This window comes from Halovenus amylolytica (genome assembly GCA_004015825.1).
GTDB lineage: Archaea > Halobacteriota > Halobacteria > Halobacteriales > Haloarculaceae > Halovenus > Halovenus amylolytica.
Map to the genome: position 1 here is coordinate 13,339 of SAYS01000026.1, position 23,297 is coordinate 36,635.

The 23,297-nt window shown below is 56.2% G+C and carries 24 protein-coding genes; 15 read left to right on the forward strand and 9 right to left on the reverse strand.

Annotated elements, in window-relative coordinates:
- Positions 1-180: 180 nt before the first annotated feature.
- Positions 181-621: a hypothetical protein gene (locus tag EOW68_RS16735; RefSeq protein ID WP_128226310.1), complete on the reverse strand. Its 441-nt coding sequence runs from the start codon at positions 619-621 to the stop codon at positions 181-183.
- A 160-nt stretch (positions 622-781) separates the two neighbouring features.
- The gene (locus EOW68_RS18955; RefSeq protein WP_431359017.1) at positions 782-976 is read right to left on the reverse strand and encodes a hypothetical protein; all 195 of its coding nucleotides are present in this window, start codon (positions 974-976) and stop codon (positions 782-784) included.
- 1,047 nt (positions 977-2,023) lie between these two features.
- Here EOW68_RS18955 and EOW68_RS18960 point away from each other — a divergent pair.
- The 11 genes from EOW68_RS18960 to EOW68_RS16785 all read left to right on the forward strand — a co-directional run bounded on the left by EOW68_RS18960 (position 2,024) and on the right by EOW68_RS16785 (position 12,008).
- Positions 2,024-2,176: a hypothetical protein gene (locus EOW68_RS18960; RefSeq protein ID WP_431359018.1), complete on the forward strand. Its 153-nt coding sequence runs from the start codon at positions 2,024-2,026 to the stop codon at positions 2,174-2,176.
- A gap of 101 nt (positions 2,177-2,277) precedes the next feature.
- On the forward strand, positions 2,278-2,787 hold the full coding sequence (locus EOW68_RS16740; RefSeq protein ID WP_128226311.1) for a hypothetical protein: 510 nt from the start codon (positions 2,278-2,280) through the stop codon (positions 2,785-2,787).
- Positions 2,787-4,940 carry an AAA family ATPase gene (locus EOW68_RS16745; RefSeq protein WP_128226312.1) on the forward strand — a complete coding sequence of 718 codons (2,154 nt, stop codon included), beginning with the start codon at positions 2,787-2,789 and terminating at the stop codon, positions 4,938-4,940. The genes EOW68_RS16740 and EOW68_RS16745 overlap by 1 nt, the downstream gene beginning before the upstream one ends.
- A gap of 788 nt (positions 4,941-5,728) precedes the next feature.
- Entirely contained in the window at positions 5,729-6,598 is an 870-nt protein-coding gene (locus tag EOW68_RS16750; RefSeq protein ID WP_128226313.1) for a hypothetical protein, read from the forward strand.
- Positions 6,595-7,026: a hypothetical protein gene (locus EOW68_RS16755; RefSeq protein ID WP_128226314.1), complete on the forward strand. Its 432-nt coding sequence runs from the start codon at positions 6,595-6,597 to the stop codon at positions 7,024-7,026. The genes EOW68_RS16750 and EOW68_RS16755 overlap by 4 nt, the downstream gene beginning before the upstream one ends.
- A gap of 565 nt (positions 7,027-7,591) precedes the next feature.
- Positions 7,592-8,569, forward strand: coding sequence for a hypothetical protein (locus EOW68_RS16760; RefSeq protein ID WP_128226315.1), 978 nt, complete (start codon positions 7,592-7,594; stop codon positions 8,567-8,569).
- Positions 8,570-8,807: 238 nt separating this feature from the next.
- Entirely contained in the window at positions 8,808-9,065 is a 258-nt protein-coding gene (locus tag EOW68_RS16765; protein ID WP_128226316.1) for a hypothetical protein, read from the forward strand.
- 16 nt (positions 9,066-9,081) lie between these two features.
- Positions 9,082-9,501, forward strand: coding sequence for a hypothetical protein (locus EOW68_RS16770; protein ID WP_128226317.1), 420 nt, complete (start codon positions 9,082-9,084; stop codon positions 9,499-9,501).
- Positions 9,498-10,028: a hypothetical protein gene (locus tag EOW68_RS16775; RefSeq protein ID WP_128226318.1), complete on the forward strand. Its 531-nt coding sequence runs from the start codon at positions 9,498-9,500 to the stop codon at positions 10,026-10,028. The genes EOW68_RS16770 and EOW68_RS16775 overlap by 4 nt, the downstream gene beginning before the upstream one ends.
- Positions 10,028-11,125 carry a tyrosine-type recombinase/integrase gene (locus EOW68_RS16780; RefSeq protein WP_128226319.1) on the forward strand — a complete coding sequence of 366 codons (1,098 nt, stop codon included), beginning with the start codon at positions 10,028-10,030 and terminating at the stop codon, positions 11,123-11,125. The genes EOW68_RS16775 and EOW68_RS16780 overlap by 1 nt, the downstream gene beginning before the upstream one ends.
- 436 nt (positions 11,126-11,561) lie before the next feature.
- Positions 11,562-12,008, forward strand: coding sequence for an SPW repeat protein (locus EOW68_RS16785; protein WP_128226320.1), 447 nt, complete (start codon positions 11,562-11,564; stop codon positions 12,006-12,008).
- 48 nt (positions 12,009-12,056) lie between these two features.
- Here the strand turns inward: EOW68_RS16785 and EOW68_RS16790 are convergent, their stop codons facing one another.
- Positions 12,057-12,287 (reverse strand): hypothetical protein, encoded by a 231-nt coding sequence (locus tag EOW68_RS16790; protein WP_128226321.1) that lies wholly within the window; start codon positions 12,285-12,287, stop codon positions 12,057-12,059.
- 411 nt (positions 12,288-12,698) lie between these two features.
- Between EOW68_RS16790 and EOW68_RS16795 the strand changes: the two genes are divergently transcribed.
- Both EOW68_RS16795 and ddfA read left to right on the forward strand, forming a co-directional pair.
- The gene (locus EOW68_RS16795; RefSeq protein ID WP_431359019.1) at positions 12,699-13,190 is read left to right on the forward strand and encodes an Lrp/AsnC family transcriptional regulator; all 492 of its coding nucleotides are present in this window, start codon (positions 12,699-12,701) and stop codon (positions 13,188-13,190) included.
- Positions 13,191-13,269: 79 nt separating this feature from the next.
- On the forward strand, positions 13,270-13,521 hold the full coding sequence (gene ddfA / locus EOW68_RS16800; protein ID WP_128226323.1) for a DdfA family disk-determining factor: 252 nt from the start codon (positions 13,270-13,272) through the stop codon (positions 13,519-13,521).
- A 454-nt stretch (positions 13,522-13,975) separates the two neighbouring features.
- Here the strand turns inward: ddfA and EOW68_RS18965 are convergent, their stop codons facing one another.
- Complete coding sequence (locus EOW68_RS18965; RefSeq protein WP_431359024.1) at positions 13,976-14,131, reverse strand: hypothetical protein; 156 nt, start codon at positions 14,129-14,131, stop codon at positions 13,976-13,978.
- Between the two features lie 121 nt (positions 14,132-14,252).
- On the opposite strand from EOW68_RS18965, the gene EOW68_RS16805 reads away from it, so the two are divergent.
- Positions 14,253-15,221: a pentapeptide repeat-containing protein gene (locus EOW68_RS16805; protein WP_431359020.1), complete on the forward strand. Its 969-nt coding sequence runs from the start codon at positions 14,253-14,255 to the stop codon at positions 15,219-15,221.
- A 42-nt stretch (positions 15,222-15,263) separates the two neighbouring features.
- Here the strand turns inward: EOW68_RS16805 and hemA are convergent, their stop codons facing one another.
- From hemA to EOW68_RS16830, 5 genes are all read right to left on the reverse strand, one after another.
- On the reverse strand, positions 15,264-16,598 hold the full coding sequence (gene hemA, locus EOW68_RS16810) for a glutamyl-tRNA reductase (protein ID WP_128226325.1): 1,335 nt from the start codon (positions 16,596-16,598) through the stop codon (positions 15,264-15,266).
- 117 nt (positions 16,599-16,715) lie between these two features.
- A complete protein-coding gene (locus EOW68_RS16815) occupies positions 16,716-18,653 on the reverse strand; it encodes an ethylbenzene dehydrogenase-related protein (protein ID WP_431359021.1) in 1,938 nt (645 codons plus the stop codon).
- A gap of 217 nt (positions 18,654-18,870) precedes the next feature.
- Positions 18,871-21,351, reverse strand: a complete 2,481-nt coding sequence (locus EOW68_RS16820) for an efflux RND transporter permease subunit (RefSeq protein WP_128226327.1) — start codon at positions 21,349-21,351, stop codon at positions 18,871-18,873.
- A 401-nt stretch (positions 21,352-21,752) separates the two neighbouring features.
- Positions 21,753-22,064 carry a chorismate mutase gene (locus EOW68_RS16825; protein ID WP_128226328.1) on the reverse strand — a complete coding sequence of 104 codons (312 nt, stop codon included), beginning with the start codon at positions 22,062-22,064 and terminating at the stop codon, positions 21,753-21,755.
- On the reverse strand, positions 22,057-22,911 hold the full coding sequence (locus EOW68_RS16830) for a shikimate kinase (protein ID WP_128226329.1): 855 nt from the start codon (positions 22,909-22,911) through the stop codon (positions 22,057-22,059). The genes EOW68_RS16825 and EOW68_RS16830 overlap by 8 nt, the downstream gene beginning before the upstream one ends.
- A gap of 89 nt (positions 22,912-23,000) precedes the next feature.
- Between EOW68_RS16830 and EOW68_RS16835 the strand changes: the two genes are divergently transcribed.
- A complete protein-coding gene (locus EOW68_RS16835) occupies positions 23,001-23,267 on the forward strand; it encodes a hypothetical protein (RefSeq protein ID WP_128226330.1) in 267 nt (88 codons plus the stop codon).
- The last annotated feature ends 30 nt before the right edge of the window (positions 23,268-23,297 follow it).

Here is a 23,297-nt window from a genome sequence, read left to right on the forward strand (position 1 = left end):
TTGATATGGATGGGATTGGGGAATTGAGGTGGCCGTAGAATGCTTGAGATGGAGCGACAATCAGGGCCTCGAATATCTCGATGAGAAACGCCCCTCGAAAATCCAGTGCGATAGCAATGAAGTACGGATGGCGTATCGAGATCTCATATGTATAGATGAGGCTCATCAAGCTCGCAAAAACTATTCAGGATTCAAAGCACGGAGATCTTCAACAAGCTCCTCATGCGCGATCTTCACCGACGGCGCATTTGGATAGGCCTCCACGAGATCAAACCCAATAATATCTCCATCCGTATCGACCAACACCCACCCAAGACCCGAACCAACTTTCGTCGTCCGCAAATCAGTATGATCCAATACCACCGACAAAACCTCGTCACCATCAGCATTCAAATGATCGAGAAGCTCTGTCGTCCGATCAACATCGGGATCCCCACCGTATGTCCCCTGTATTTTCAAATACCACGCCGCCACCTTGCTGTTAGCTTCCTCATCAAGCTCGATCACCGTCTTGTAACGGTAAGCGTCTCCGTCAACCGTTTTGAAGCTGTGCTCGATACTATCGAGTGGAGTAACCTTGGAATCGAACTGATCGCTGCTTAGTGTTGCTTGTTTAGACATAATTTATCAGGTGTCGAACAAACCGGAACCGCCCGACTGTTTGTACATATTCATACAATTCACACCCACTTAAATGGTTGGACGAGCACCCAAAATATAACAACACTTGCACAACTACGGGTGTTTCGAATCAAAAAGAAGCCGAAAACAGACAGGAAAACTATTCAGAAACGCGCCATTCGTCCGAGCCGTCAATCGACCGCTCCGTCTCCTCGATCATCTCGACTTTCCGAACCTGTGCGACATCGTACGGTGACTGGTGATTCGCTGCGATATGCGCACGCTCCTGCAACGACAAACCATCCCGTTCACAGTCCTGAAGCCAAATCTTCTCCGACGTGATCCCACCACTCACTGCGTTGAAAATCACCCGGAACAGACACACGGGCGGGTCAACCCTCGACAGACTCGACGCACAAGACGGTGTTGGGTTATAGTTCAGTATTTCGCCATCCAATGTTTGTTGTTTCCACGGCATACAGTTGTATTCCCCACCAGTCACTTATAAAACTCCGGGAAGACCCCACTCACAACAAGGGGAGTGCCGATCCAGTGTCGACACAGCAGCAGGCAGCGCTCAAAGAAGTTGAAAAGTGGGAGAAAGCCCCTATGAGGGTGTGCGCCCAAGCCTATCTGTTCGCACATGTATTTCTTCGCGTTCTACCTTCTTAAAAACCCTGATGAGTACACGCCCAACCACCTTACCATTTGTACATTGTACAAAATTCTGTACAAAAGGAACCCATATCGCCTCTCCCTACGCTCAGTAACCGCGATAGACTCTAACTCGTTTGTACCAACACCAATCCTCTCGATGGGTCGAATTTCAGGGTGCGAGTGTGATCATTTTCTGCTTGTACAATATATAACGATTTGTACAAAATAGACCGGTTTTCCATCTCCCAGCTACTATCGGACAGAGGAGGGCCTCTACTGTTTGTACAAACCCGGGAGGCGATGGAGGGATCGATGTGTCTGCGGGAGTGAATGGAACTTCGTACCTTGTACAAAATTCTGTACAAGGTACAAGCTATATGCGTGAAATATCGTGTTGTACAAACGGTATAGGACTTCTATCGGCGGCTTTCTCGGAGTAGAGCGGAAATCGGGGCAATTTGTACAAAATTTTGTACAATGTACAAACTGTTCGATACAGTATACGCTCTAAGAGAAAGAGAAGAATAGAGAGAGGAACGATGACGGACACCGCCCATCGCCCTGTCGAATCCTTCGGAGTTCGTCGAGTCCTTGGTGATCAGGCCTCAGGGGAGGTCGCATCAGAGTTAGGGTTGTGTGTATTGTTGTTGTTGTTGTACGTCGATATGATTGAGTACACCCAGACCATTAAAGGGGCTAAAGATTTATTTATCTGGGCGTTGTACAACCAACTGCGAAAGACAACATGGCTAACAAACGAATCTTCCGACCCCTCTCCACACAGGGCCAGATCACAGTCCCTGCCGACTACCGCTGCGGAGAAGACGGATACATGATCGAACAGACAACCAACGAAGACGGCGAACGCGTCCTGAAATTCGTTCCCGTCCAGGACTAATCTCTTTAACCCTCCAACAATGAACGCCCAAGCCTACACAACGCACACGACCGTATCGCAACCACAACCCCTCGCCGAAACCCTCACTGGAGGTGTCATCGATGGGTAACTATAACGTAAACCTTGACGACGATCTCCACGAGGCCCTCCGAAACCTCGATGAACCCATCGTTGACGCGCTGAACACAGCTGGACGTCAATATGTAGACCTCGCATCGATGGACAATGAAACCGGCCTTCGTCGGCGCCTCGACGACCTTGACCAGCGTATCGAAGCCCGGAACGAACAGAAACTGACCATCGAAGAGAAGATTGCTGAGCTGGAAGCACAGCGCGACGTTGTCGCAGAGAACCTTGAAAAGCTGAAAGAAGAATCGAACTCCTGGGAAGAAGACCTGAATGAACTTCTCGACGACATGCAGGACGGAGACATGAACGTGTTCTCTAGCCATCCACTTGTCGACGAGATTGCACGCTCTCACGATGAGACACCAGAGTCGGTTCTCGACGCATTGCAAGACCGTGCCAGCGAGCGCAACCTCAAGATGAGTGAGAGCCGGTTCCGTGAAGTCAAAGCACAGAGTGTTGTTGTCGAAGAGGGTAACATCTGATGGCGACTCCGTTCGATAAAGTGATGGACAAGACGGAACGAATCATCGAGTACATTCAGAACTGCCAAGAGTCCGATATGGAAGCGATTGCGCGTGGAGACACGAACAAGTTCAGTGTTGATTGTGGTGATGTTGAGCATTACGACGCGGCGCTTTGGCACTTCATGAAGCACAATCCCGGCAGCGGCGGATGGGAGATGTGGTGGAAGGAAGCAGTGAGATGCTACGTCGAGAATTGCGAAGAATTTGAGAGCGACGATGACTGGGACATCGATGAAGTTGATTGGCCAGATGACTGGGAAGGTACCCCAGACAACAGCGATGATATTGACGTTACGCTGGTGAACGTTCCAGACAGTGTTCTGATGGATATCGGTGAACCGCGTACTGACCGTCTCGGTGAGATCGTGAAGATTCGCGGTGTCGTTCGTCAACTGTCTTCTCCGAAAACCAAAACAAAGCAAGCCATATTCGAATGTCAACGGTGCGGAACTACACACCGTGTGCCCGTACGCGGTGACAAAGTCCAATCACCGTATGAGTGCGAAAAATGTGAAAAGAAAGGCCCTTGGAGGCGGATGACGGACACCGAGAAATACGTTGACTACCAGGAATTACACGTTCAGGAAGAGCCCGGTGAGGCAACAGATACGAGTAATCCTCGGGAAATGACGGTGAAAATCGAAGGTACTGATCTGACTGATTCAGCGGTGCCTGGTGATCGTGTCGAAGTGACGGGCAATTTGAAAAAGGAACTGGAAGACGACAATGCAGTGCTGATTGATTCGTCAATGGAAGCACAGTCGATTGAATCCGAAGACCATGATTTCGAGTCGATGGAGTTGACGGACGAGGAGATTCAGGAGTTCGAGGAGTTGTCGGAGCGTGATGACTTGCTGGAGGTTCTCACGAAGACGCTCGCGCCCGATATTTATGGATATGAGTTGCCGAAGAAGGCATTACTGTACCAGTTGTTTGGTGGTGTCACGCGCTTCAAGGATGAACCGAATCGGGAGATCAAGTCCGGGGAGATTCATCAGGCGTGGGTTGGTGATCCCGGGTCTGGGAAGTCGAAGCTCGCTGCGCAGGGCCGTCGCGTCGCACCACGGTCTGTGAAGTCTGTTGGAAAGGGTGCGAGTGAGGCGGGTATGACTGTTGCGGCTGTGAGAAAAGAGATTGCTGGGTCTACTGAATGGACGCTGGAAGCAGGTGCGTTGGTACTCGCGGATAAGGGGTTCATTACTATCGACGAGTTGGACAAAATGGGTGAAGAGGTGCAAGCGTCGTTGAACGAGGCACTGGCCGACCGTGAAGTGTCTATCGACAAGGCTGGTATTAGCACGACGTTGAGAACGAGACCGTCGGCGCTGATGATTGCGAATCCAGTGTACAGTAGGTTTGATCCTTATGAGGCGCTCATTGATCAGTTCGGTCTGGAAGATTCCTTGTTGGATCGTGCTGATATGGTGATCACGTTCCAGGATATTCCTGATGCTGAGGCTGATGCAGCGATTGCCGACAGTATGCTGGAGGGGTGTTGTGTGGACTCTCAGAGTGAAGGTGCGGTGGTTGCTGATGGGTCGATTGTAGGAGATGATGGGATGCTTGCGGTTGAGACGATGCAGAAGTACATCGCGTATGCTCGTCGGGAGTATCGACCAGATCTGTCAGAAGACGCGTATGAGAGAATTAAGGACTTCTACCTCACGATTCGCGATCTCTCAGATGATGATACGGTTGCAGTGAGTGCTCGTGCGCTTGGTGCACTTCGTCGGTTCTCTGAGGCACGTGCTCGGATGCGTTTGTCGGATGTCGTGTCTGTTGAGGATGCCGCTGCGGTGATTGAGATGTTTATGGAGAGCTACAAAGAGCTCGGGATTGACCCTGATTCCGGTAAGTTCGATGCTGATCGGTATGCTGGCCGGTCGGGGAGTTCGGATCGAGAGTATCAACGTGAATTGATTGTTGAGAAGACGAAGGAACTCGGAGCTCGGGATTCCGGGGCTCCGGAAGAGGAAGTCATTGAGGAGATCGTCGAAGAGCACGATTACGATGAAGCGACGATTGGGCATGTGATTCACAACATGCTGAAGCAGGGGGATCTGTACAATCCAGAGAAGGACGAGTTGCGTGTGAATGGGGGTAGTCGGTAATGTCGTCAACTCCGAGTTTGTCGCGGTCGGATGCGGTGTGGATTCACAGTCATGGGAGCGAGCTTACTGCGATTCCAGCGCCGAAGCGGACGTGGCAGTGGGTCGATATCGATGTCTCGCACGCGCTACTGTGTGCACTGAATCATCGGAACCTGATCCTTCAGACTGAGGATGGGTGGAGAGTCGATGAGCGGTTGTATGAGCGTCTTGATGAACTGGGGCATTCGTGAGTACTAGCCGGTCGGTCGGGCGTTGTTCCTTTTATAGGGTAGTGGTGCGTATTTCTAAGTGTCCTGGCGAGTTCTTCCATGCCGTCAGGAGTCGGGGTCGCTTTTGCTGGCACCACCGGTTTTTGAGCGCGTCGGATCTGAGTCAGATTTTTATATTTCTTTTTACATGGTGTCTGTTTTCATTGTTTTTCTACTCTATTTGCGGAAGCTGTAACAACGGAACGTTCTGCGCTCAGCCATCGAGAGTATAGCTGTAACGCAATACATAGCTGTAACAAATCCGGGGTTTTTGCGCTCGCCGAGACCCATCAGATGAATTGGACGAACGCCTATTTATATAGCTGTAACAACACTTAATTACAGCCAATAAATAGTGTAAGTATGTCTAGCCACCCTACAAGCGATCCCCGTCAGCGAAAGCACAGCGAGCACGACCGACACCATCAGTTGTACGAAGCGTATCCGGACGTCAAGCGAGGTGCTGATCGACGACGACGGCGAGTCGGGCGCGCAGCCAAAGTCAACTACTTGCAGAAGCACTACCGAGAGAAATTCGAAGTGAGCGAAGCAGACTTGCTGTTCATCGAATGTCTAGCGCACCTCGAAGTGCAAGGCGGAGTACATCTGAAAAACTTGACCGGCGAACGCGAGACACGCGACCATTACTTGACTGAGGGCCACCGATGGGTCGTTAATCGTTTCGATCCCGATCTCGACAAGCTCCAAGACCTCGAATTGATTCAGAAACCGTATATCGATGGCGAGAGTCGTGAACGAATTATTCGGCGCAGGTTCTGGGACTTGACGTCTTCCGGTCGAGATCTCGTCGACATCGATTTTTCTGGGAAGAATATCGGTGATCCTGGAGAGCACGTCGTACACAAACTCGGTCACCACCTGACGCGCTGGTGGGCAAAAGAGCAGTGGGGCGATAACGACTTCCTTGAGATAGAGTCATTCCCGACAATCGATGGTGCAGAGTTGGACTTCGTTGTCTGGAATAAGGGAGGATTTCAGATGGTGGGTGGTGAAGACATAGACAAGTATGTACGTCATTCGTTCGAAATAGAAACTGGGACAGCTGATGTTTCCGGCATAGAGTCGGACGCACAGAAGCTAGCGTACTTGCGTGGTGATTCCTGGTGGGTGTTTCCGACTAGAGCTGTGCTTGTCAAGGCGCTGGATGAACTGACGCTACGAGGGTACACGGGGTTGAGCCGTCCAATTCCGGAAACGTTGGCAGTACGGAACCACCGAGATACCTATAATACGCGTTTGGAGGGATCCGAGCCTGAAATTGAATGGCTGAACCATCCTCCGGTACAACATGTGATGACGTACAAGCAACTCGTGGATGATTTGAAGCAGTGGAGACCTGAGCTGTTTTACGGTGCATCTGGTGATTTTCATCAAGGTGAGAGTCGATGACAAAGCGGTACTCCGATGGAAGTACGTTGAAATTGCGTCGCCATCTCAAAAATATTGATAGTTCAAAGCCGCAACTGGTGAAGGCAGCACGAAAACTAGGAACTATTGATCGCGTCGCGCTCGCCGAAAGTGAGATACGAGAGATCCAAGGTGTAGATGGCCGGCGCGCCGTTATCGTAGCTGAGTCGAGTGACTACCGAATGGTTTGGAACGATATCAAAGAGGTGATGTCCGTGATTGCCCCAGTCGAAGAAAGGCACTTGAGCAGTGACGATGCCGTGATGTTTGAGGCGACCGCTGCTGGGAGTCGTCGAGAACTCCAGGTGAAGTACTGTGCAGACGGGTCGTTGCGGGTGAAGGCGTTGTGGGCATCTTCGGCGACGGTGTCGTGTGCGATGGTCGTTGTCGACGAAACATTCGAGTTGTGAGCAGTTTTGGCTGAGTGAATGACTGCATTCGGCAATAACAATGGTTTTCTGCTCGTTCCGCACGATATCAATGACGGCGAACCGTTGTGTAGCACAGGCGTATTCCAGTGGTGACTAATCGGTTGTCTGTTGGCTTTGCTACCACCTCGTGGCTAATTTATTTATATAACTCCGTGGCATGAGCATACACAGATAGGTAGATGAGTAAAAAACGCAACAAAGACATTGCTCGAACGGTCTTGGAGACGGTCGAGAAACATGGGTCAATCACTAATAGTGTTCTCTTCAGCCGTATCAACCGGGAATATTCCGATGTAGATGGTCGGGAGTATTCAACGGCGATAACCAAGTTGCGAGAGTTGAATTTGGTGCGTTCGTTCGACGGCGGCTACGACCGGATTCACGAGGTCACCAGACAGGGTTCCTGTATGCTCGCGGACGATAGTTGAGTTCAATTCAACCACGATACCAACTATTAAGTGAGTTGCAATTGAAGTTGTGTACAAGCAAACCTGGAGGGGTAAAGACAAGCGACATACCCCGGGTGTTTGCGTTCACAATCCCGATGACCAACCCGCTATCCACTGACTCAGACACAGATATTCAGGAATGGGTTTGTCCGTACTGCAATCAGACACGTCAATCTGTCTCCGATATCCGCGAACATATAACCGAATCAACAGAGGGAGAGCACCGAGGAGTTGACGGACTGAAACCTACTCAAGATATCGTTGCCTTCGGCCCGAAGGGTGAGGTTGTAGATCGTGTCGAAGGTGTGTCGACGGAACCTACTGGCCCGATTGGCGAGTACGACAAACGCGAAATCATTGTGAACAGTTGGTTGGCTGGCGGACGTGAACCCGACCGAAAGGCTGTTCAATACGTTTCCGGAGCCAGTCAACAGTACGTCTCCCAATTATTGAATGATCTCGATTCGGGAGGGATTCCGCGGGAAACGTGGGTCGAAGTAATTGACTATGGCCTCAAGAAAGAGTTGGAAGAGCGACTTCACAATTACGAACCTGAAGAAAACAGTAAGAATACGCCCATGAATGCACAAACAACGTCTGCGGAAGACATCGTCGAAGCTGCATCGAAAAAAAACAGAATTATCGCGGCACACAGAGTTAGTCCAACTGCGGACAAGAATACGGTAGCTGACGCGCTTAACGTGTCGTATGAGTACGTGAGGCAGATTTTCAACGATATCGAAAAACGAGATCGGGAAGACTGGAAGAAGCTCCAAGAAGGGGATTTAGAGGAAGACCCTGACCCGGAACTACGAGACGCTGTTGAACAGCGGTTACTTGAGTCAGGCGCGGTGGGCGGCAAAAAGGAGCGAGATAGTCGTGACTCAGTGTTGGGCAAGCAGACGTCTGGGGGGCAGGTTGAGGGAATGGTTCCGGCATCCGAAATCGATGCTGTTCTTGAGAAGCTCGAACTACTCCAAGAGCAGGCTGAATACACTGACAATGGCGATGCTGAGTTCGTCGCTCGGAAGACGATCGAGTGGTTAGACGAATTGATCGAGCAAGGAGAGTAGTCTCTGGCTCCTTGGCGTAGTTGTGAAGTGGTTGTATTCTCGAAATCCTAGTCCATAGTTTTAATACGGTTGGTTGTTTTGTAAGTAATAGTGCAACCAACGAGGTTGTGAGAAATGCCCAGAAGCGACGGTCACGCCCGCTGTGACGGTTGTAATGGGATACACGACAGAACGAGTAACAACTATATATGACTGAGACTCTCTACCGCTCTCCGCGCGCCCACGGAGGTATCGACCAATGAGCACCGACACGCCAACTACTACATCTACATCCACGCACGCACCCGAAGATGACTCTAAAGAGGTTGATGAAGAAGTCGATACGGAATCCAAGCGGGAGCCTGCGAACATTGCAACCGACCCGAACGGCGAACGGCAGGGTGTAGCCATCTACCTGACTGCCGATGATCTTCGCCGTCTCGGTATCTCGCACGACGTCAACGCAGTTGTACCGTCTATTTTAAACGGTGCCGTGCTGATCAAACCCGCTACGTAACTTTTCAATTTTATCGATGAGTAAACAAGTTGCTACGTACATTCCCGATGATGAATACGAGGACTGGGAAGAACAGGCCGAAGAGATGGGAATGTCGAAGAGCGACTGGATCAAGTCTATGGTGCGCGCTGGCCAGAAAAAGTTCAACCGAGATGTTGAGCCGACCGAATCGCGCGACGATCTTCGCCAGCGACTGAACGATCTCCGCCGGGAGCTTCAGCGCGCACGCGACCGTGTAGAGGAATTAGAGGGGCAAGTGCATAGAAGCGAACGAAAAGCGGTTATCGATTATATCGACGAGAGCCCCGGTGCAAAATACGGACAGGTAGTACAACACGTTGTCAACACGGCCAATTCACGGGTGACGCGGATTTTGGATGACGTCGAAGGCGACGAAATCGAGATTGACGAACAAGGAAGAATGTACAGAAGATGATTGAAACGAACTACGACTACAACTCAGGATACCATGAGGGATCGATTGTCGAACAGGATGCACTCGCGTTCCTCGGGGTCTTCAAAACTATCGAGGATGTGCCAGCACGGTACTACCTCGAAAACCACACGTCTGAAGTGACCTCTGAAGATGCCTGGAATGAGTACGATGCACAAGAATTGGCGGACTTGAGCACTCACACGAGACGGTACGTGTACGGCAAAGCGTATCGTGAATGGCAGAACTATTGTGACGAACACGACGTACACCCAGCGCTCGCCGACCCGCAGGACATCGAAGAGCACCTGGCAGAACAGAGAGACGAGATGGAGAAACTGAAGACAGTCCATGACGCCCGGTTCCGGCCACTATTCCGCTGGTATCGGTGGATGCAGTACCACGCCGGCTATCCGCACCGGTACAATCCGGTCGTGATGGCTGTGTTGCTGCGTGGTGCGGTGCATGACATTTGGCAAACGCGGTTGTTCGACCGGAAGAACGTTCCACAAACACAAGAGGAGAATTAATGCAAAATCCAGAAGACGCAGTTGCTGAGGCGTTCGGTCTCGAAGGTGATCCACTCGCGGAACTCAATCCGCAGATGAAGGCGATTGATACGGATTGGTTCGAGTACTACTACGGCGAGTTTGTTGACAACAAAGACATCACAGGGGAAACGAAAGATCACTACCAGGTGTCATTCCGGGACTGGAAGCAGCACATGAGCCAATACGATCGTCACCCGACACTACCGACCGAGCGTCAAATTGAGGCGTTCGTTGATGCCTGTCTGTCCAGGATGAAGGGCACACAGGTACGGCAGAAGCTCAACCACGTGAAGAGCGTATACGAGTGGATGCAGCAGAATCCGAGGTTCCCCCATCCGACGAGCTACAATCCGTTCCTCCGCATCAAAGAGAAGCGTGAAGCAGATCTGGAAAACGAAAGGCCGAACGATCACCCGAAGGTTGAACTTGAAGAACTGAGTGAAGTCGTCAAGAGCATCAAGCACGTTGGCGAGCGCGCTGTTACTGTTTTTCAACTCAAAACTGGAATCCGTTCCTCGGAGCTGGCGAACATTCGGATGGAAGATATTCACATCAGCAATCCTGACGTGTTGAATCACTACGAATCGATGGGGACACACGACCAGTTGGACGACGCGGCGAATGCGGTGTACATCCCTCCGGAAGATGCCAGAGAGGGCAACAAGCGTGAGCGCCCTACGGTCATTCCGTTGGATGACGAGACGCGTCGTGTGCTTATTGACTGGTTATTGATTCGGCCAGACAACGATGCTCCGTGGTTATTCCTGACGCAGAAGGGGAAACAAATGAAGAAATCGAGTCTTGGTCACGTGTGGCGGAAGCACTGGTGGCCCGAGTACGAGTTCGATGCAGGAGATGAATTCCGGTCAATTACACCACACTGGTCACGCCACTGGATGTCGACGTGGTTTCGGACACAGGCTGAGATGGAGGAACCGAAGGTGCAGTATCTTCGCGGTGACACCATGGGCGGAGAACTTGATGACAGCCGGTCAGCGTTCCATCGGTACGTCCACATGTACTATGATGACGTTGAGTCGGAGTATAGAGAAGGCGTCTTCAAGCTCGGTATTTGAATGCGCGGTTCTGCTAGATTCTGTTGAAATTTTAATCTTCAGACACAACACAGTACGAAACAGCTGTTCGCTGAAGACCACGTATTGATCACAGGCAACACTGATGATTAAAGAAGAAGCTGACAACACTATGCAAGATCCAGTGCGTGCAGTCAGTACGACGACCCCGTTTATTTCCCGTCAAAATTGGAGGTTCATCTGCTCACTACTTGTGCGTACTGACCGCTGACACTTCTATTATTTTCCAGCAGTGTTAGAAGCGGGCTGCAAGATGTAGGGTGCGTATCTTGCACGGAGCTTTGACCAATCAAATTGTTGGCATAAATTCATCAGGCACCGGGCAAATCGGGTGACGTTGTTCCGCTTCCTTCAGGGCAGGCTATTGCAGGCAGCATGCTCGTCCCCATAGACAGCATTCTCTTATGAGAGGAAAACAATGAGTACCAATTCAACTGACGAGCAGGGACACAACCGAAATGAGAACCCGGACAAGAGCGGCAAGGGAATATCGGCAGCCATCGCGTTGCTTGGGCTCTGGATGATTGTCCAGGCTCTTTTTGTTGACATTATCGCCACGCAGTTCTGGAACGATATAGGCGTCGGCGCTCTGCTGTTTGCTGTCGGTGCATACAACTACTATCGCCGGTCGAACAGGGAGGCTGGAAGCATCGCTACCGCTTCGGTCGCTGTGCTGCTGGGTCTGTGGCTCGTTGCAGCGCCATTCTTGTTAGGCACTGGCTCAGGCGTGACCGAGACCACCAACGACTTGGCGTTCTGGAATGACATCGTTGTCGGACTGCTCGCGGTCGCCCTTGGTGCCTACAGCGCATACGAGGCCCGTGAGGAGCGCCGAGAGGTCGCGTCCAACAGAACGGCAGGCTGAGAGGGTAATCCGAGAATCACCTTCGGATCCCTCGCCATTTGTTTTCGATCACCGAGGCGATAGCTGTTCTCGCCGATACGAAGCCATGTGATAGGATGTGAGTTGTACTGAATGCGCAACCATCACCGCCGCAAAAAGACCGATCAGCGGAATCGAACCGCCGTACACGATGCCGTTGACCAACTGTAGAAGCGCAAACAACGGCAGACCAAACGTAAAGATTCCGGTGCGGACAGGAAACTCACGAACCATTCTGAATAGCACGTCCATCCGGCTCATTCTTTGTGTGGACATTTTGTGTTTGTCTCTGCTCTCGGTGGTACTTTACATCAGTGTATAGTCGCTTCGAAATTCCCCGGCTGAAAAGCCGTTGACGGACTCTCTCGCTGACATCAAAAGAAACAGAAAACTGACCACAGCAGAGAGTACGGGCTGACAACGAAATTCGACGAGTGCGCAGGCACATGCTAGCGGCTGATTCAGGGATCATGTAACGAGATAAACCCACTTCTCGTGCGGACTACACGCTCTGCATGTCTCACCGAATTTCTGGCGGATTACAATTGGGTTCTCACTTGTCCCGGTCTGTGTACGATCTTTATTGATTAGAACCACACGTCAACAACCGGCGCGGTCGATGTGTGCTAACAATTCTGGAAAATCGCTTCCCGCTTCGAACACTACAGTGTAATGATGGTTTCCAAAGAACTCGACAACGTGGATAAAGGCATTCTGTACCTTCTTCAGAAAGATGCCCGGGGTAACACGACCGAAGACATGGCTGAGAAAGTCGGTGTTTCGTCCAGTACGGTCGCTAATCGAATTAATCGACTCGAGGAGCGTGGCGTCATTATCGATTATCACCCAATTATAAAGTACAGTGAAACGGGATTAGGTCACCACCTTCTCGTCACCGCGACAGTCCCCCTCCAGAACCGAGAGAAGATGATGGATGACCTCATGGAGGTCTCCGGTGTCGTTAGCATTCGTGAGCTATTGACTAATAATGAGAACCTGTCACTGGAAGTAGTGGGTCGCACATCGGAGGACATTGAAGACACCCTCGAAGCTCTGGACTCACTCGGCGTCGATATTGAACGGATGGAGATGATGAAACAGGAACGAGCCAACCCGTACAACCACTTCGGGAAGGAGTTTGCGAACGAGGAGGACACTGGCTAATTTCCAGCCCCTCTTAAGTCGCTTTGGAATTTATCAATCACCCAATAGGTTCAAGAAGAGTGAGAGACTATAATGGTCTGTGTCCCAAACAAAACTCTCAACAGCGAACGACGGTAGTGTAACCAATGAAGTAGTTGAGAAAGTAGCCGAAGCAGAAGACGTTGACCCTCTCGAACTAACTCCCCCGCTCTATGAAGTAATTGACCCCGATGCCCTGGATCAAATCTTCGCCAGTACACCGACAGCTGGGGGGATAGAAGGCCAAATGACCTTCTTCTACAACGGGTACGAAGTTACAGTTAGCGGCGACGGCTACGTGTCTGTCCAATGAGTGAGTGGTCTCCAAGTACGAAAGCCGAATTAGAGGAATCCCTTGACGAACTCGTCCGGCGGGCGTATCAGAATGGAGTGAGCGTAAGCGATTGTGGGTATGAACTTCTCGATACTGATGAATCGAGACCAGACTGGGATCTCACGATCATCCGTCTGAAACGACGGTAACTTCGATATTCTGTAGTGAGCTCTACTTTGAGAATGACAGGGGGATTCAGTATCTACCACGACTAAGTGGTTGTGGCCGGTGGCGTAGCAGTCGAGGGCCAGTCTCGCTGATTTCTGGTAGAGACGTTGCACTACTGGCATTGGGGTGATATCTTGTTCTCTGCGCCGAACGATTAGTGCTTCCTCTGTACTCACTTCCTACCGAACCCGGGAAAGCCCTTCTATCGCAGGCACGGGCAGTGCGGACCGGGAGAGACGAGAACTCCGTGGAAGTATCGGCAAAGCTAGTTCTCTTCGACGTGCCGAACGGAACTCGCGATCCCGCGGGTGCTCTCGACCATCTCCCGGCCGTGCATCCGCGCCCGGCCGACCGCGAAACTGAACTCGGCGAACGACGCGATGGCACCCCCGAGCGCATCAGTGGTCCGATCACGCGGCATCGGGGCTACGGGAACACCGCGTTACTTTCGTGAAATCGCCGGGCAGTTTCGCGGAGCCGACACGTCGGAGCCGGTAGCGCGATCCCGTGGTTTGATGACACCAGGCTCCCTCAACTCGCGTATGTCTACAGGGACCTGCACGTACGTACTCGATCCCGACGATCCCGAGACATGGGACGGAACGGAGGACGACACGTGCTACGTTCAGGAGCGGAAACTCACGGCGGACGGGGTGTGGCGGTGTCCCCACGAACCACGACAGGGGGAGAAGCGTTGTCCGTTTCACCTGCCAGTAGAGCGCAAATCGGACGGGGCTGTCGTCGACGCTTTCCTCGATGCCGTCGCGAACACCAGCAACGGCGACCTGGAACTACTCGGAGCGCGCTTTGGCGCCTTCGAGTTGCCGGCGGACCGGCGGTCGGTAGAACGGACCGTCGGTGGGATCGATCTCTCACACGCGACGTTCGCGGGGCCGTTCGACTGGTCGAACGCGAGCCTCGACGCCGAGTACCTGTACCTCCTGGGTGCACGTTTCGATGCCGCCGCGACGTTCAGCGACTCGGAACTCGAAACGCACGCGGGGTTTCTGGGCGCCACGTTCGGGAGTCGGACCCGCTTCGACGGGGTGTTAGCGCGCGAGGCGGACTTCCGTTCGGTCCGGTTCGACCGCGAGGTGAGCTTCGAGGGCGCGCGTATCGAAGGCCGGACATCGTTCGAGCGGTCGAAATTCACCGGGCTCGCATCGTTCGAGGACGTTCGTGTCGACGGCGGGGCCGATTTCCGGGGTGCGACGTTCACTGACGCTGTCGACTTTCACAACGGACGGTTCGGTGGGGAAGCGACCTTCGCGTCCGCCCGCTTCGGCGGGGGCGCCGATTTCAGCGACGCCGAGTTCGACGGCGACGCGACGTTCGTCCGGACCGAGTTCAACTCGGACGTCACGTTCGAATCCGTCCGGTTTCGCCGTGACGCCGACTTCACTGGAATGAAAGCGACCGGTGACGCGGTGTTTACCGACGTAGTTGTCGACGGGGAACGGAGCTTCCAGTTCGCCGAGATCGGTGACATCGACAGGAGCGGTATCCGATGAACCGACCGGGGTGACGTCGGACTCCTCGCGACGGTCGAGGGATCACCGACTCCCCTGTTCGATCCGCTCCGAACCGCCGCCGTCTTCGTCCGTGGTCTCAGGCTCGGGCACGGCAGCGTTCGTCGCGCGGGAAAACAGGTCGAGCCAGGCCTCGACTGTCACCTCGTCGCCGGCGGCGGCCGCCTCGCGCAGCGTCTCCGTCTCGGGGTGGAGTAGTTTGTTCACGAGGGCAGTCGAGAAGTCCTCGATTGCGGCCGCCTGCTGTGCTGTCAGTTCGTCCTCGGACTCGGCCAGGCGGTTACGTGCCCGTTCGAGTTCCTCCTCGCGGATCGTATGTGCGCGAGCGTACAGGTCACCGATCGCGTCGTCGACCTGTGCTATTCGCGTCCGTTCGTCGAGGCGCTCGATTTCCGCGGCGATGATTTCCTCGACTGCCGGGATCGCCCCGCGCCGCCGTGCGAGGCCGTCCTCGCGGGTCGAGAGCACCTCGTCGATGCGGACCAGTTTGATACCGGGAAGGTCCTCCACCTCGACGGCTACGTCTCGTGGGTTCGCCAGGTCGACCGCGACGAGTTCGTGTCCCGCCAGGTCCGTCGCGGTGACGACGCGCCGGTCCGCACCGGTGGCGCTAACAAGCACGTCCGCGCGGGTGAAAGCCGCCTCACTCAGTTCGTCCAGTTCGATCGCCTCGCCCCCGACGCGACCGGCCAACTCCTCGGCCGGCCCCAGCGTCCGGTTCGCCACTGTGAGTGACACGGCAGGGTGCCGGCTCGCAACGGCGCTCACGACGATTTCGGCGACCTCTCCTGCCCCGACGAGCAGCAGTGAACAATCCGCCAGCGTGTCCGGGGCGTCGGGACGGGACGCGAGTTCCTGCCGGACGCGGTCGACGGTGACGCTTCCCAGCGAGACACGGCCGTCGTTGATCACAGTCTCCGTCCGGGCGCGCTTGCCCGCGCGTATCGCTCTGCGGACGACGAGCCCGAGCGTCCCGTCCAGCGCGCCACTCTCGCTGGCGCGCGAGTGAGCGTCCCGGAACTGGCCGAGGATCTCGTCCTCGCCGAGAACGGCGCTTTCGAGCCCGCAGGCGAGCCGGAAGAGGTGCTCGACTGCCGCCTCACCGACCAGCGTGCGCTCGTCGTCCGCCATGCCGATCCCGAGTTCGGCTGCCGTAGTCGAGAGGGCCGAGCGTGCGCCGCTCCCGCTTGCGTACACCTCGTAGCGCTGGCAGGTCCGGATGACCAGTGCCTCCTCTACGTCGTCCCGGCCCAGCAGGCGCTCGCGGATCGTTTTCTCGTCGTGTTCACAGGCGGCCTCGAACCGCTCGAACCCGGCGGTCTCGAGCGCGACGCGAAGGCCGGCTATCCGGTCGTACATGTATCTTCCTTTGAGTGTCGGTCAGTTGGTCGTGTCTCGAGAGGGTCGGACGGTCGATCGAAGAGCCGAGAGCGTCGGGTGAGTGCCCTCGGCGTCGGGGCGCACTCGCGGAAGGCGTTACTTCCGCGCCGCCATCAGTTCCTCGAGGTCGATCATCCGCTGGGCGAAGTCCTCGGGGTTCTCGTCGTGGTGTTCCCAGATGGTGATCTCGGCGTCTCGTACCTCGTCGACCCGCGGGTGCTCGCCGTTGGTCAGCCACGTCCAGTCGACCATCCCGGGGTACATGAGCGGGATCGTGTAGGTCTGGACGTCTTCCCAGTCGGGTTCGTCCTCGACGTTCTCGGCGACCAGTTCGGTCGCCCCGTGTTCGGTCTCGCCGTAGTACTCCGGTTCGACACCAAGCCCGAGTTTGTAGGGGTAGGCGACCCAGTGCCAGCGCTGTGAGGAACCGTGGTGGATGGCCGGCGACCAGGTGTAGACCTCGCCTTCCTCGACGTCCATGTCGTCGACGTACTCCGTCTCGAGGTCGCGGCGCATCTCGACGGTCCAGGTGCCGTCCTCCCAGACGCCCTCTGCGCGCCAGGAACGACCGCCTTCGGTCGGCTCGCTCAGCACCCGGCGGGGAATCATCGCGCCCTCGAACTCGGCGACCTCGGGATCGAAATCGACCACGTTCTCGCCATCGAGCAGTGCGTACTGCTCGTAGTCCTGCTGGTCGGGAATGCCGGGACCGGGCTCGTTGTCGTCGGTGATGATCTCGTTGTAGTCCATCGCCCCGTTCTCGACGATGTCGGGGTCGAACATGTACTCGGGACCGGCCTCGGGATCCCAGCTCTGGGACCCGTAGGTGTTCGAGCCTTCGACCTGCCCGTTACGGTACTCGAGGACGTAGTGGTTGGTCCCGAACCCGACGGGGTTCGAGCGGTGGGCCCGCCACATCGGGAAGTCGAGGTACTCGCCGTCTTCGAGCATCTGGTCGAGTTCCTCCTGGGATTTGGGGTCGTCCCAGTCGTGTTCCCACCACTCCCCGTTTCGGGACTGAGGGATGTACTTCCGCATGTCGCTTTTACCGGAGGAGTTCGCCGACTCGCCGTCCTCGCCGAAGAAGGGATGATCCGTGACCTCGTCGGAGGCCGCCTCACCGGGGAGACGGCGCACTCCCTCCATGACCGTCATCCAGCCGCCGAAGTTCTCGAAGCCGTCGACGGTGCCGTCGTCCCACATAAAGGAGAGGCGGTCCTCGTACATCCCCTGGTGGTGTTGCATAGCGCCCTCGGGTGCGCCCTCCTCGTCGAGGTTCCACGGGTCCCAGTTCTGGTGGTTGACCCACTCCACACCGTTGTACACGAGCATGTCGTGGAGCCACCCGCCCTCGTTGGGCTGGTCCCAGTGGAACCGGAAGATGATCTCCTCGTCGTTGAACGCCACCTGGACGTTGATGTCCTTCACGAGCGTGTCCGGACGGACGTCCGGGCGCATGGTCTCCTGTTCGGCATACGCCGTCTGGGTGTCCGCCGCCCAGTAGGACGATTCGAGCGTGAAGGTCCCTGAGAGTTCCTGGTCGTCGAGGCTGAGACTGTGGGCGTACTCCCGGGTATTGAACCCGTCCGTGCCCGCCGAGAACTCGACTGTCTCGGTGGCATCGGGTTCGACCTCGACGTCCTGACTCGCGAGGGACGCGCCATCGATGGCGAGGTTGACGGTCGCCGTTCCCGCCTCCTCGCCGGTGTTCGCCACGTCGGCGCTGACCGTGATCGTCTCTCCGACCTCGACGGTCGCCTCTTCGGGATCGAGGTTGCTGAGTTCGAACGAGGCTGGTTCCGGTTCTTCCTCTCCGTCGTCACCGCCGTCGTCCTCGTCGCCGTCATCTTCCCCGTCTTCGTCGCCGTTGCCCAGACACCCGGCGACCGCAACAGTACTCCCGCCGGCCATCGCCTTCAGCAGTCGACGACGGTGAACGTTCGACGTCCCTGCGGGAAACGTCGGTAGCCCTTCGAATTCTTCGGTTGAGGGTGTTTCTTCCTCTCCCGTTGGGTCGTTGTCGGAGTTCGACATAGGCAGACCATCATAGTCCCACCACATAAAAGTTCGCAATTTCACGAAATCTAAAATTAATAACCGAGACAAAAGCCGATAAAAAAATGTATTTTTAATCTTATATAATGAGTTGGCTTATAAATTATGAAACTATTAAGCAGTACCTTATTATACAAGACATACTTCCCTTTATATATTATTTCTTACATAATCTTCTAAACATTTTTCGCGGCGTCTATTCTCGTTTGCTCAATAGGACGAGTAGTCCGGGAAGGACAGTGATACTGGCGAGGAAGGCGAAAGAAATCGCCAGTCCAGTAACGACCCCGAACCGCTGTAGCGAGGGCACGGGGGTGAGCCACAGGACAGCGAACGCCCCCGCAGTCGTCGCGGCGCTTGCGAACACTACCCCACCGGTCTCCACCAGCGTTCGTTTCAGCGCCTCCTGTCGGCCGGTTTCGTGGCGCTCCTGAAGGTATCGCTCCGTAATGTGGACGGTGTAGTCAGTGCCCATGCCGATAGAAATCGCGGCGAGAAGCGACGTCTCGGCGTTGAACGGGATCGAAAGCAGAGACATGGTACCGATCAGCCAGGCGAGTGACAGCGCTACCGGCGCGACCGCGACGATGCCGAGTATCCACGATCCCCAGCGCAGTCGGAACACGCCCGTTAGCAACACTGTGATCGCCCCGAGACCCACCAGCAACGCCGATAGCACAGTCTCGAGGATCGCCCGACTGCGGAGGTGATCGAGCACAGGCAAGCCGGTCGCCACAGCACTCGCCGTCGGGGCCGCGTCGATCCGCGCCGCGACCGACCGCATCTCCCGGGTCAACACCGCGCCTTCGGCGTCCTCGTCGATCGTTACCACCAGCCGTAGCGCCTCGTATTCGCCGCCGTCACCGCGGGCGATGGTTTCCCCCGCCGTCTCCGGCGCACCTTCGAATGCGGCGTCGTACACCGCTGTGAGGTTTCGATCCGGGATACCGTCGCCGTCAGTGTCGGACGCCGCAACGAGGCCCGCGAAGGTGTCGTTGTCCGCCACGGTCTCGATGGCAGTCATCGGTCCGGTAACCGTCCCGGAGCGGTCGACGGGTTCGACCGTAACCGACGACTCGTTTGCGAGACCCGCGGCCTCGGAGACCGCCATAAGGGTGCTCGGATCGGTCACGTTCCCGGTGACGAGGATATCGACGGTCGGATCCGTGGGATCCTGGAAGGTGTCCGCGACGAACGCCGCGTCGGACCTGATTCCGTAGTCCGTCGGCTGAAGCGGTCCGGGAAGCACGTCCATCCACGCCGGTGGCTCCTCGGGCAGGAAGTCGTTCCGGTCGGTCGTGGTATCCAGTTCGGCCGCGCCGACCGCGCCGGCGGCGGAGACGACGGCCAGGACCACGAGCAACACCGGTGCGCGGTCGGCCGCGACGGCAACGACCCGCAAGGGTCTCGTGAGCTTGGGCAGCGAACCCACTGACAACCGCCGGGACTCGCCCGGACGCAGTCGTTCGATCTCGAGTCTGAGCGCCGGGATGAGGGCGCCGAAGACGATCAGCGCGGAACACACGCCCAGCGCGGCTACCACCCCGAAGTCACGGAGCATCGTGATCGGACTGAAGAGCCCGGTGAGAAAACCGATCGCGGTGGTCGCGGTCGTTACGGCGATCGCCGGGAGCACGCCGCCCAGACCACGGGCCATCGCCGTATCGGCTGGCAGTGATCGATCAGCGCTCTGTGCTTCGCGGTAGCGCATCGCCGTATGCAGCGAGTAGTCGATCGAGAGTCCCACCAGCAGAGCCGGGACAGCGACGAGCAGTTGCGTGAACGTAACGCCGAGCCAGCCCGCGAGTCCGGCCGTCCACAGTAGTACGAGTCCGATCCCGAGCACACTCAGCGCGACGTCCACCGGATCGCGGTACGCGACGGACAACAGCACCACCACGACCACGAGCAGGAGCGGACCGACCAGTCGGAAACTCTCGCCGGTCGCCGCGGCCCCCCGCTCGACGGCCAGTTCCCGTCCCACGACGAACGTCTCCGCCGACACGTGTTCGCCCGCGAGCGTCTCGATTGTCCGCTGTGCCCGGGCAAGCGCTGCGTCGCTCGCGCCCCCGTCGTGGACGACGACGATCAGTTGAGCGGTCGCGGTGGCGTTCCCGTGATCGTACTCCTCGGGTAGCAGCGTGGACACTGGCGGCTGGTCCCCGGGCGTTTCGACGTCCCCGGCGAGTAACAGCCCGAGGACCCGCCTGTTCAGTTCGTCCGTTCGGTTTTCCAGGACGCCGACCTGGAGGTCGATCGGCGGCGCTCCATCGAACCCGATCCGCGGGTCGGAACTGATCGCGATCGCGTTCGCGACGCCCATGGTCGGCTGTGTCCCGGAGAGCGTCCGGTTTACCGTCTCGTTCGTTCGGATCGCCTCCTGGAGTGCCAGGGTCTCAAGCAGACGTTCGGGAGACAGCGTGTCGTTTTCGCTCCCGTTCTCGCGCACGACCACCTGGCTGTAGGACCGGTCGTCGGTGACAAACCGCGACTGCACGTCCTCGTAGGCACGTTCTTCCGGGGAATCGACTTCGAAAGGGGTAATCTCCAGGCCGCTGTCCGCGACCAAGACCCCCGCGCCGACGACTGCTGTCGTGAGCACGAGTGCCAGTCCGAGGACCCGGCTGTAGCGGACGAGGATCCCGGTATACCCGCCCACGACACCCTCTTCATCCATCTCGACCCGGAATTTGAGGTCCTGGCATATATGTTTCTGCCGCTACCGGGACCTTCAGCGGACTGCCGGTTGTGGGCAGAGGAATCGTCCGGACCGTTCCAATCGCAACAGATGGCGTGAACTGCTCCGTTGCAGACACGCTCTCAGTCTTGCGCGCCGATTCTGATTGATCGCCGATATGTTTGCCGCTCGTCAATCACTGCACCGCCTGTACTGAGCGATTCCTTCCTTCGCAGATCGGGCCGAATCTCGTGGAACATTTGAGTCCTGTATTCCGCACGCGATTAGTGTCAGCTGGTGAATTTTTCAATTGAGTTGTCTACTGCTTTTCTGCCTCGTTGATTTATACCCTATTTAAATGGACTTTTGCTAGAACTACCATCACCGCGCTGTCTTGCGATTTACCGGTTTTGTCTTTGTTCGACCTTGTTCAGTTCGATCAGGAGTCGGAAAATCGCCTTCACGAGATTTGCGTCGACGTCGAACTGTTTCGCGTTCTCGCCAGCCCGGTCCATCACACGCTGTTCCTGATCCTCGTCGGTCGTCGGCAACCCCTGCTGGTCTTTGACCTGTGCGATCGTATCCGCGACGTAGGTCCGTCGCGCGATGAGTTCGACGATCTCGCGGTCGATACCGCGGATCTCCCGTCGCAACTCGTCGAGTGACATCTCTTCCGGATCGATTCCACCAGTGTCGTCTTGATTCTCAGACATCTGTCGTAGTTCCCTCTGTTTGTGTATGTGTCAGCCATGTCCGGCCCTCCCGCTGGTCCCACTGGTCGCGCAGTTCGGACAGTGCCTCCCGGTTGCCGACGGCGGTGAAACTCGGTCCCGTCCCCGAGAGTGAGACACCGTCGGTGTACGCCATCGCCTCGACCATCGGCTCGGCCGGGAATCCGAGCGCCGCACAGAACGCGAGCCCGTTGACGGTCATCGCCTGCCGGTAGCGACCGTCGAGCGCCAGATCTGCGACCAGATCGGCTATCGGCGCGATCATCTCACAGCGCCCAACGTCGGCGTCGGCACTGAACGCCTGCTCGGGCGGTGTCCAGACGAGTACGTCCCAGTTGGGTGTCTCGCGGGCGAGCAGTTCGTCGTTCCGATTGTCGGTGATCGTCAGCCCCCCGAGCATACTCGCGGAGGCGTCGTCGAACGCGCCCGTGACAGTGACACCGACATCTCTCGCAGCAGTGACGCCAATTCGGGCCGCGTCTTCATGGCTGATCTCGTCGGTGCAATCCAGCGCATCGAGTGTCGCCATCACGGTGGCGTTCGCCGCTGCACTGGAGGATTTCAGTCCAGAGGCCATCGGAACCTCACTTTCGGTCTCGACCGTCCCACCCCGGCCGTCGCCGAACCGCTCTGTAACGAGTTCGACACACCGTTCGACCAGCCGTGTGTCGCCGTCTTCGACACCCGAGATGGTGCCCGTGACGCCGTCGATGTCCGCTAACTCTACAGTCGCGGTGGTGTACTCGTCGATCGCGAAGGCCGACCCGGTCCCGTTCGCGAGCGCGTTGAGCACCGTTCCAGCTGCGGGTGCTTTCGCCTGCCCTTCCATCGTGTCTCACTGTCTCACACGCCGGTATTTACCCCTGATGGTTCGGCCGTACTCGACACCCCTTTCACTGCCCAGCAGTAGAACCAGCTATGGGCGAAAGCGGGGAGCGCACTGAATCACAGGACGACGATCAGGACGGCGAGGAGTACGAACCAACACTGCAACCAACCTCTCTCCGCCGTCAGCAACGGCAGGTGGCACTCGGTGGCGCTGGCCTCTCCGGCGTCGCGGTCGCCATAATCGTCCTCCAGCGGTACCCCGAGCAGATCGTGGCTGCAGTGGTTGCGGGGCTCGTGGGTGCATTCTTTGTCTACAAACTCGCTGTAAATAGCACGTTTCCCGGCGACGACGAGTGAATTGCTGCAGTTTTTATTCGGCCCGCCGTA

Coding starts and splice junctions, on each gene's coding strand:
- EOW68_RS16735 (WP_128226310.1), bottom strand. CDS start 621: ATGTCTAAACAAGCAACACTAAGCAGCGATCAGTTCGATTCCAAGGTT.
- EOW68_RS18960 (WP_431359018.1), top strand. CDS start 2,024: ATGGCTAACAAACGAATCTTCCGACCCCTCTCCACACAGGGCCAGATC.
- EOW68_RS16740 (WP_128226311.1), top strand. CDS start 2,278: ATGGGTAACTATAACGTAAACCTTGACGACGATCTCCACGAGGCCCTC.
- EOW68_RS16745 (WP_128226312.1), top strand. CDS start 2,787: ATGGCGACTCCGTTCGATAAAGTGATGGACAAGACGGAACGAATCATC.
- EOW68_RS16755 (WP_128226314.1), top strand. CDS start 6,595: ATGACAAAGCGGTACTCCGATGGAAGTACGTTGAAATTGCGTCGCCAT.
- EOW68_RS16760 (WP_128226315.1), top strand. CDS start 7,592: ATGACCAACCCGCTATCCACTGACTCAGACACAGATATTCAGGAATGG.
- EOW68_RS16765 (WP_128226316.1), top strand. CDS start 8,808: ATGAGCACCGACACGCCAACTACTACATCTACATCCACGCACGCACCC.
- EOW68_RS16770 (WP_128226317.1), top strand. CDS start 9,082: ATGAGTAAACAAGTTGCTACGTACATTCCCGATGATGAATACGAGGAC.
- EOW68_RS16775 (WP_128226318.1), top strand. CDS start 9,498: ATGATTGAAACGAACTACGACTACAACTCAGGATACCATGAGGGATCG.
- EOW68_RS16780 (WP_128226319.1), top strand. CDS start 10,028: ATGCAAAATCCAGAAGACGCAGTTGCTGAGGCGTTCGGTCTCGAAGGT.
- EOW68_RS16785 (WP_128226320.1), top strand. CDS start 11,562: ATGAGTACCAATTCAACTGACGAGCAGGGACACAACCGAAATGAGAAC.
- EOW68_RS16790 (WP_128226321.1), bottom strand. CDS start 12,287: ATGAGCCGGATGGACGTGCTATTCAGAATGGTTCGTGAGTTTCCTGTC.
- EOW68_RS16795 (WP_431359019.1), top strand. CDS start 12,699: ATGATGGTTTCCAAAGAACTCGACAACGTGGATAAAGGCATTCTGTAC.
- EOW68_RS18965 (WP_431359024.1), bottom strand. CDS start 14,131: ATGCCGCGTGATCGGACCACTGATGCGCTCGGGGGTGCCATCGCGTCG.
- EOW68_RS16805 (WP_431359020.1), top strand. CDS start 14,253: ATGTCTACAGGGACCTGCACGTACGTACTCGATCCCGACGATCCCGAG.
- hemA (WP_128226325.1), bottom strand. CDS start 16,598: ATGTACGACCGGATAGCCGGCCTTCGCGTCGCGCTCGAGACCGCCGGG.
- EOW68_RS16815 (WP_431359021.1), bottom strand. CDS start 18,653: ATGTCGAACTCCGACAACGACCCAACGGGAGAGGAAGAAACACCCTCA.
- EOW68_RS16820 (WP_128226327.1), bottom strand. CDS start 21,351: ATGGATGAAGAGGGTGTCGTGGGCGGGTATACCGGGATCCTCGTCCGC.
- EOW68_RS16825 (WP_128226328.1), bottom strand. CDS start 22,064: ATGTCTGAGAATCAAGACGACACTGGTGGAATCGATCCGGAAGAGATG.
- EOW68_RS16830 (WP_128226329.1), bottom strand. CDS start 22,911: ATGGAAGGGCAGGCGAAAGCACCCGCAGCTGGAACGGTGCTCAACGCG.
- EOW68_RS16835 (WP_128226330.1), top strand. CDS start 23,001: ATGGGCGAAAGCGGGGAGCGCACTGAATCACAGGACGACGATCAGGAC.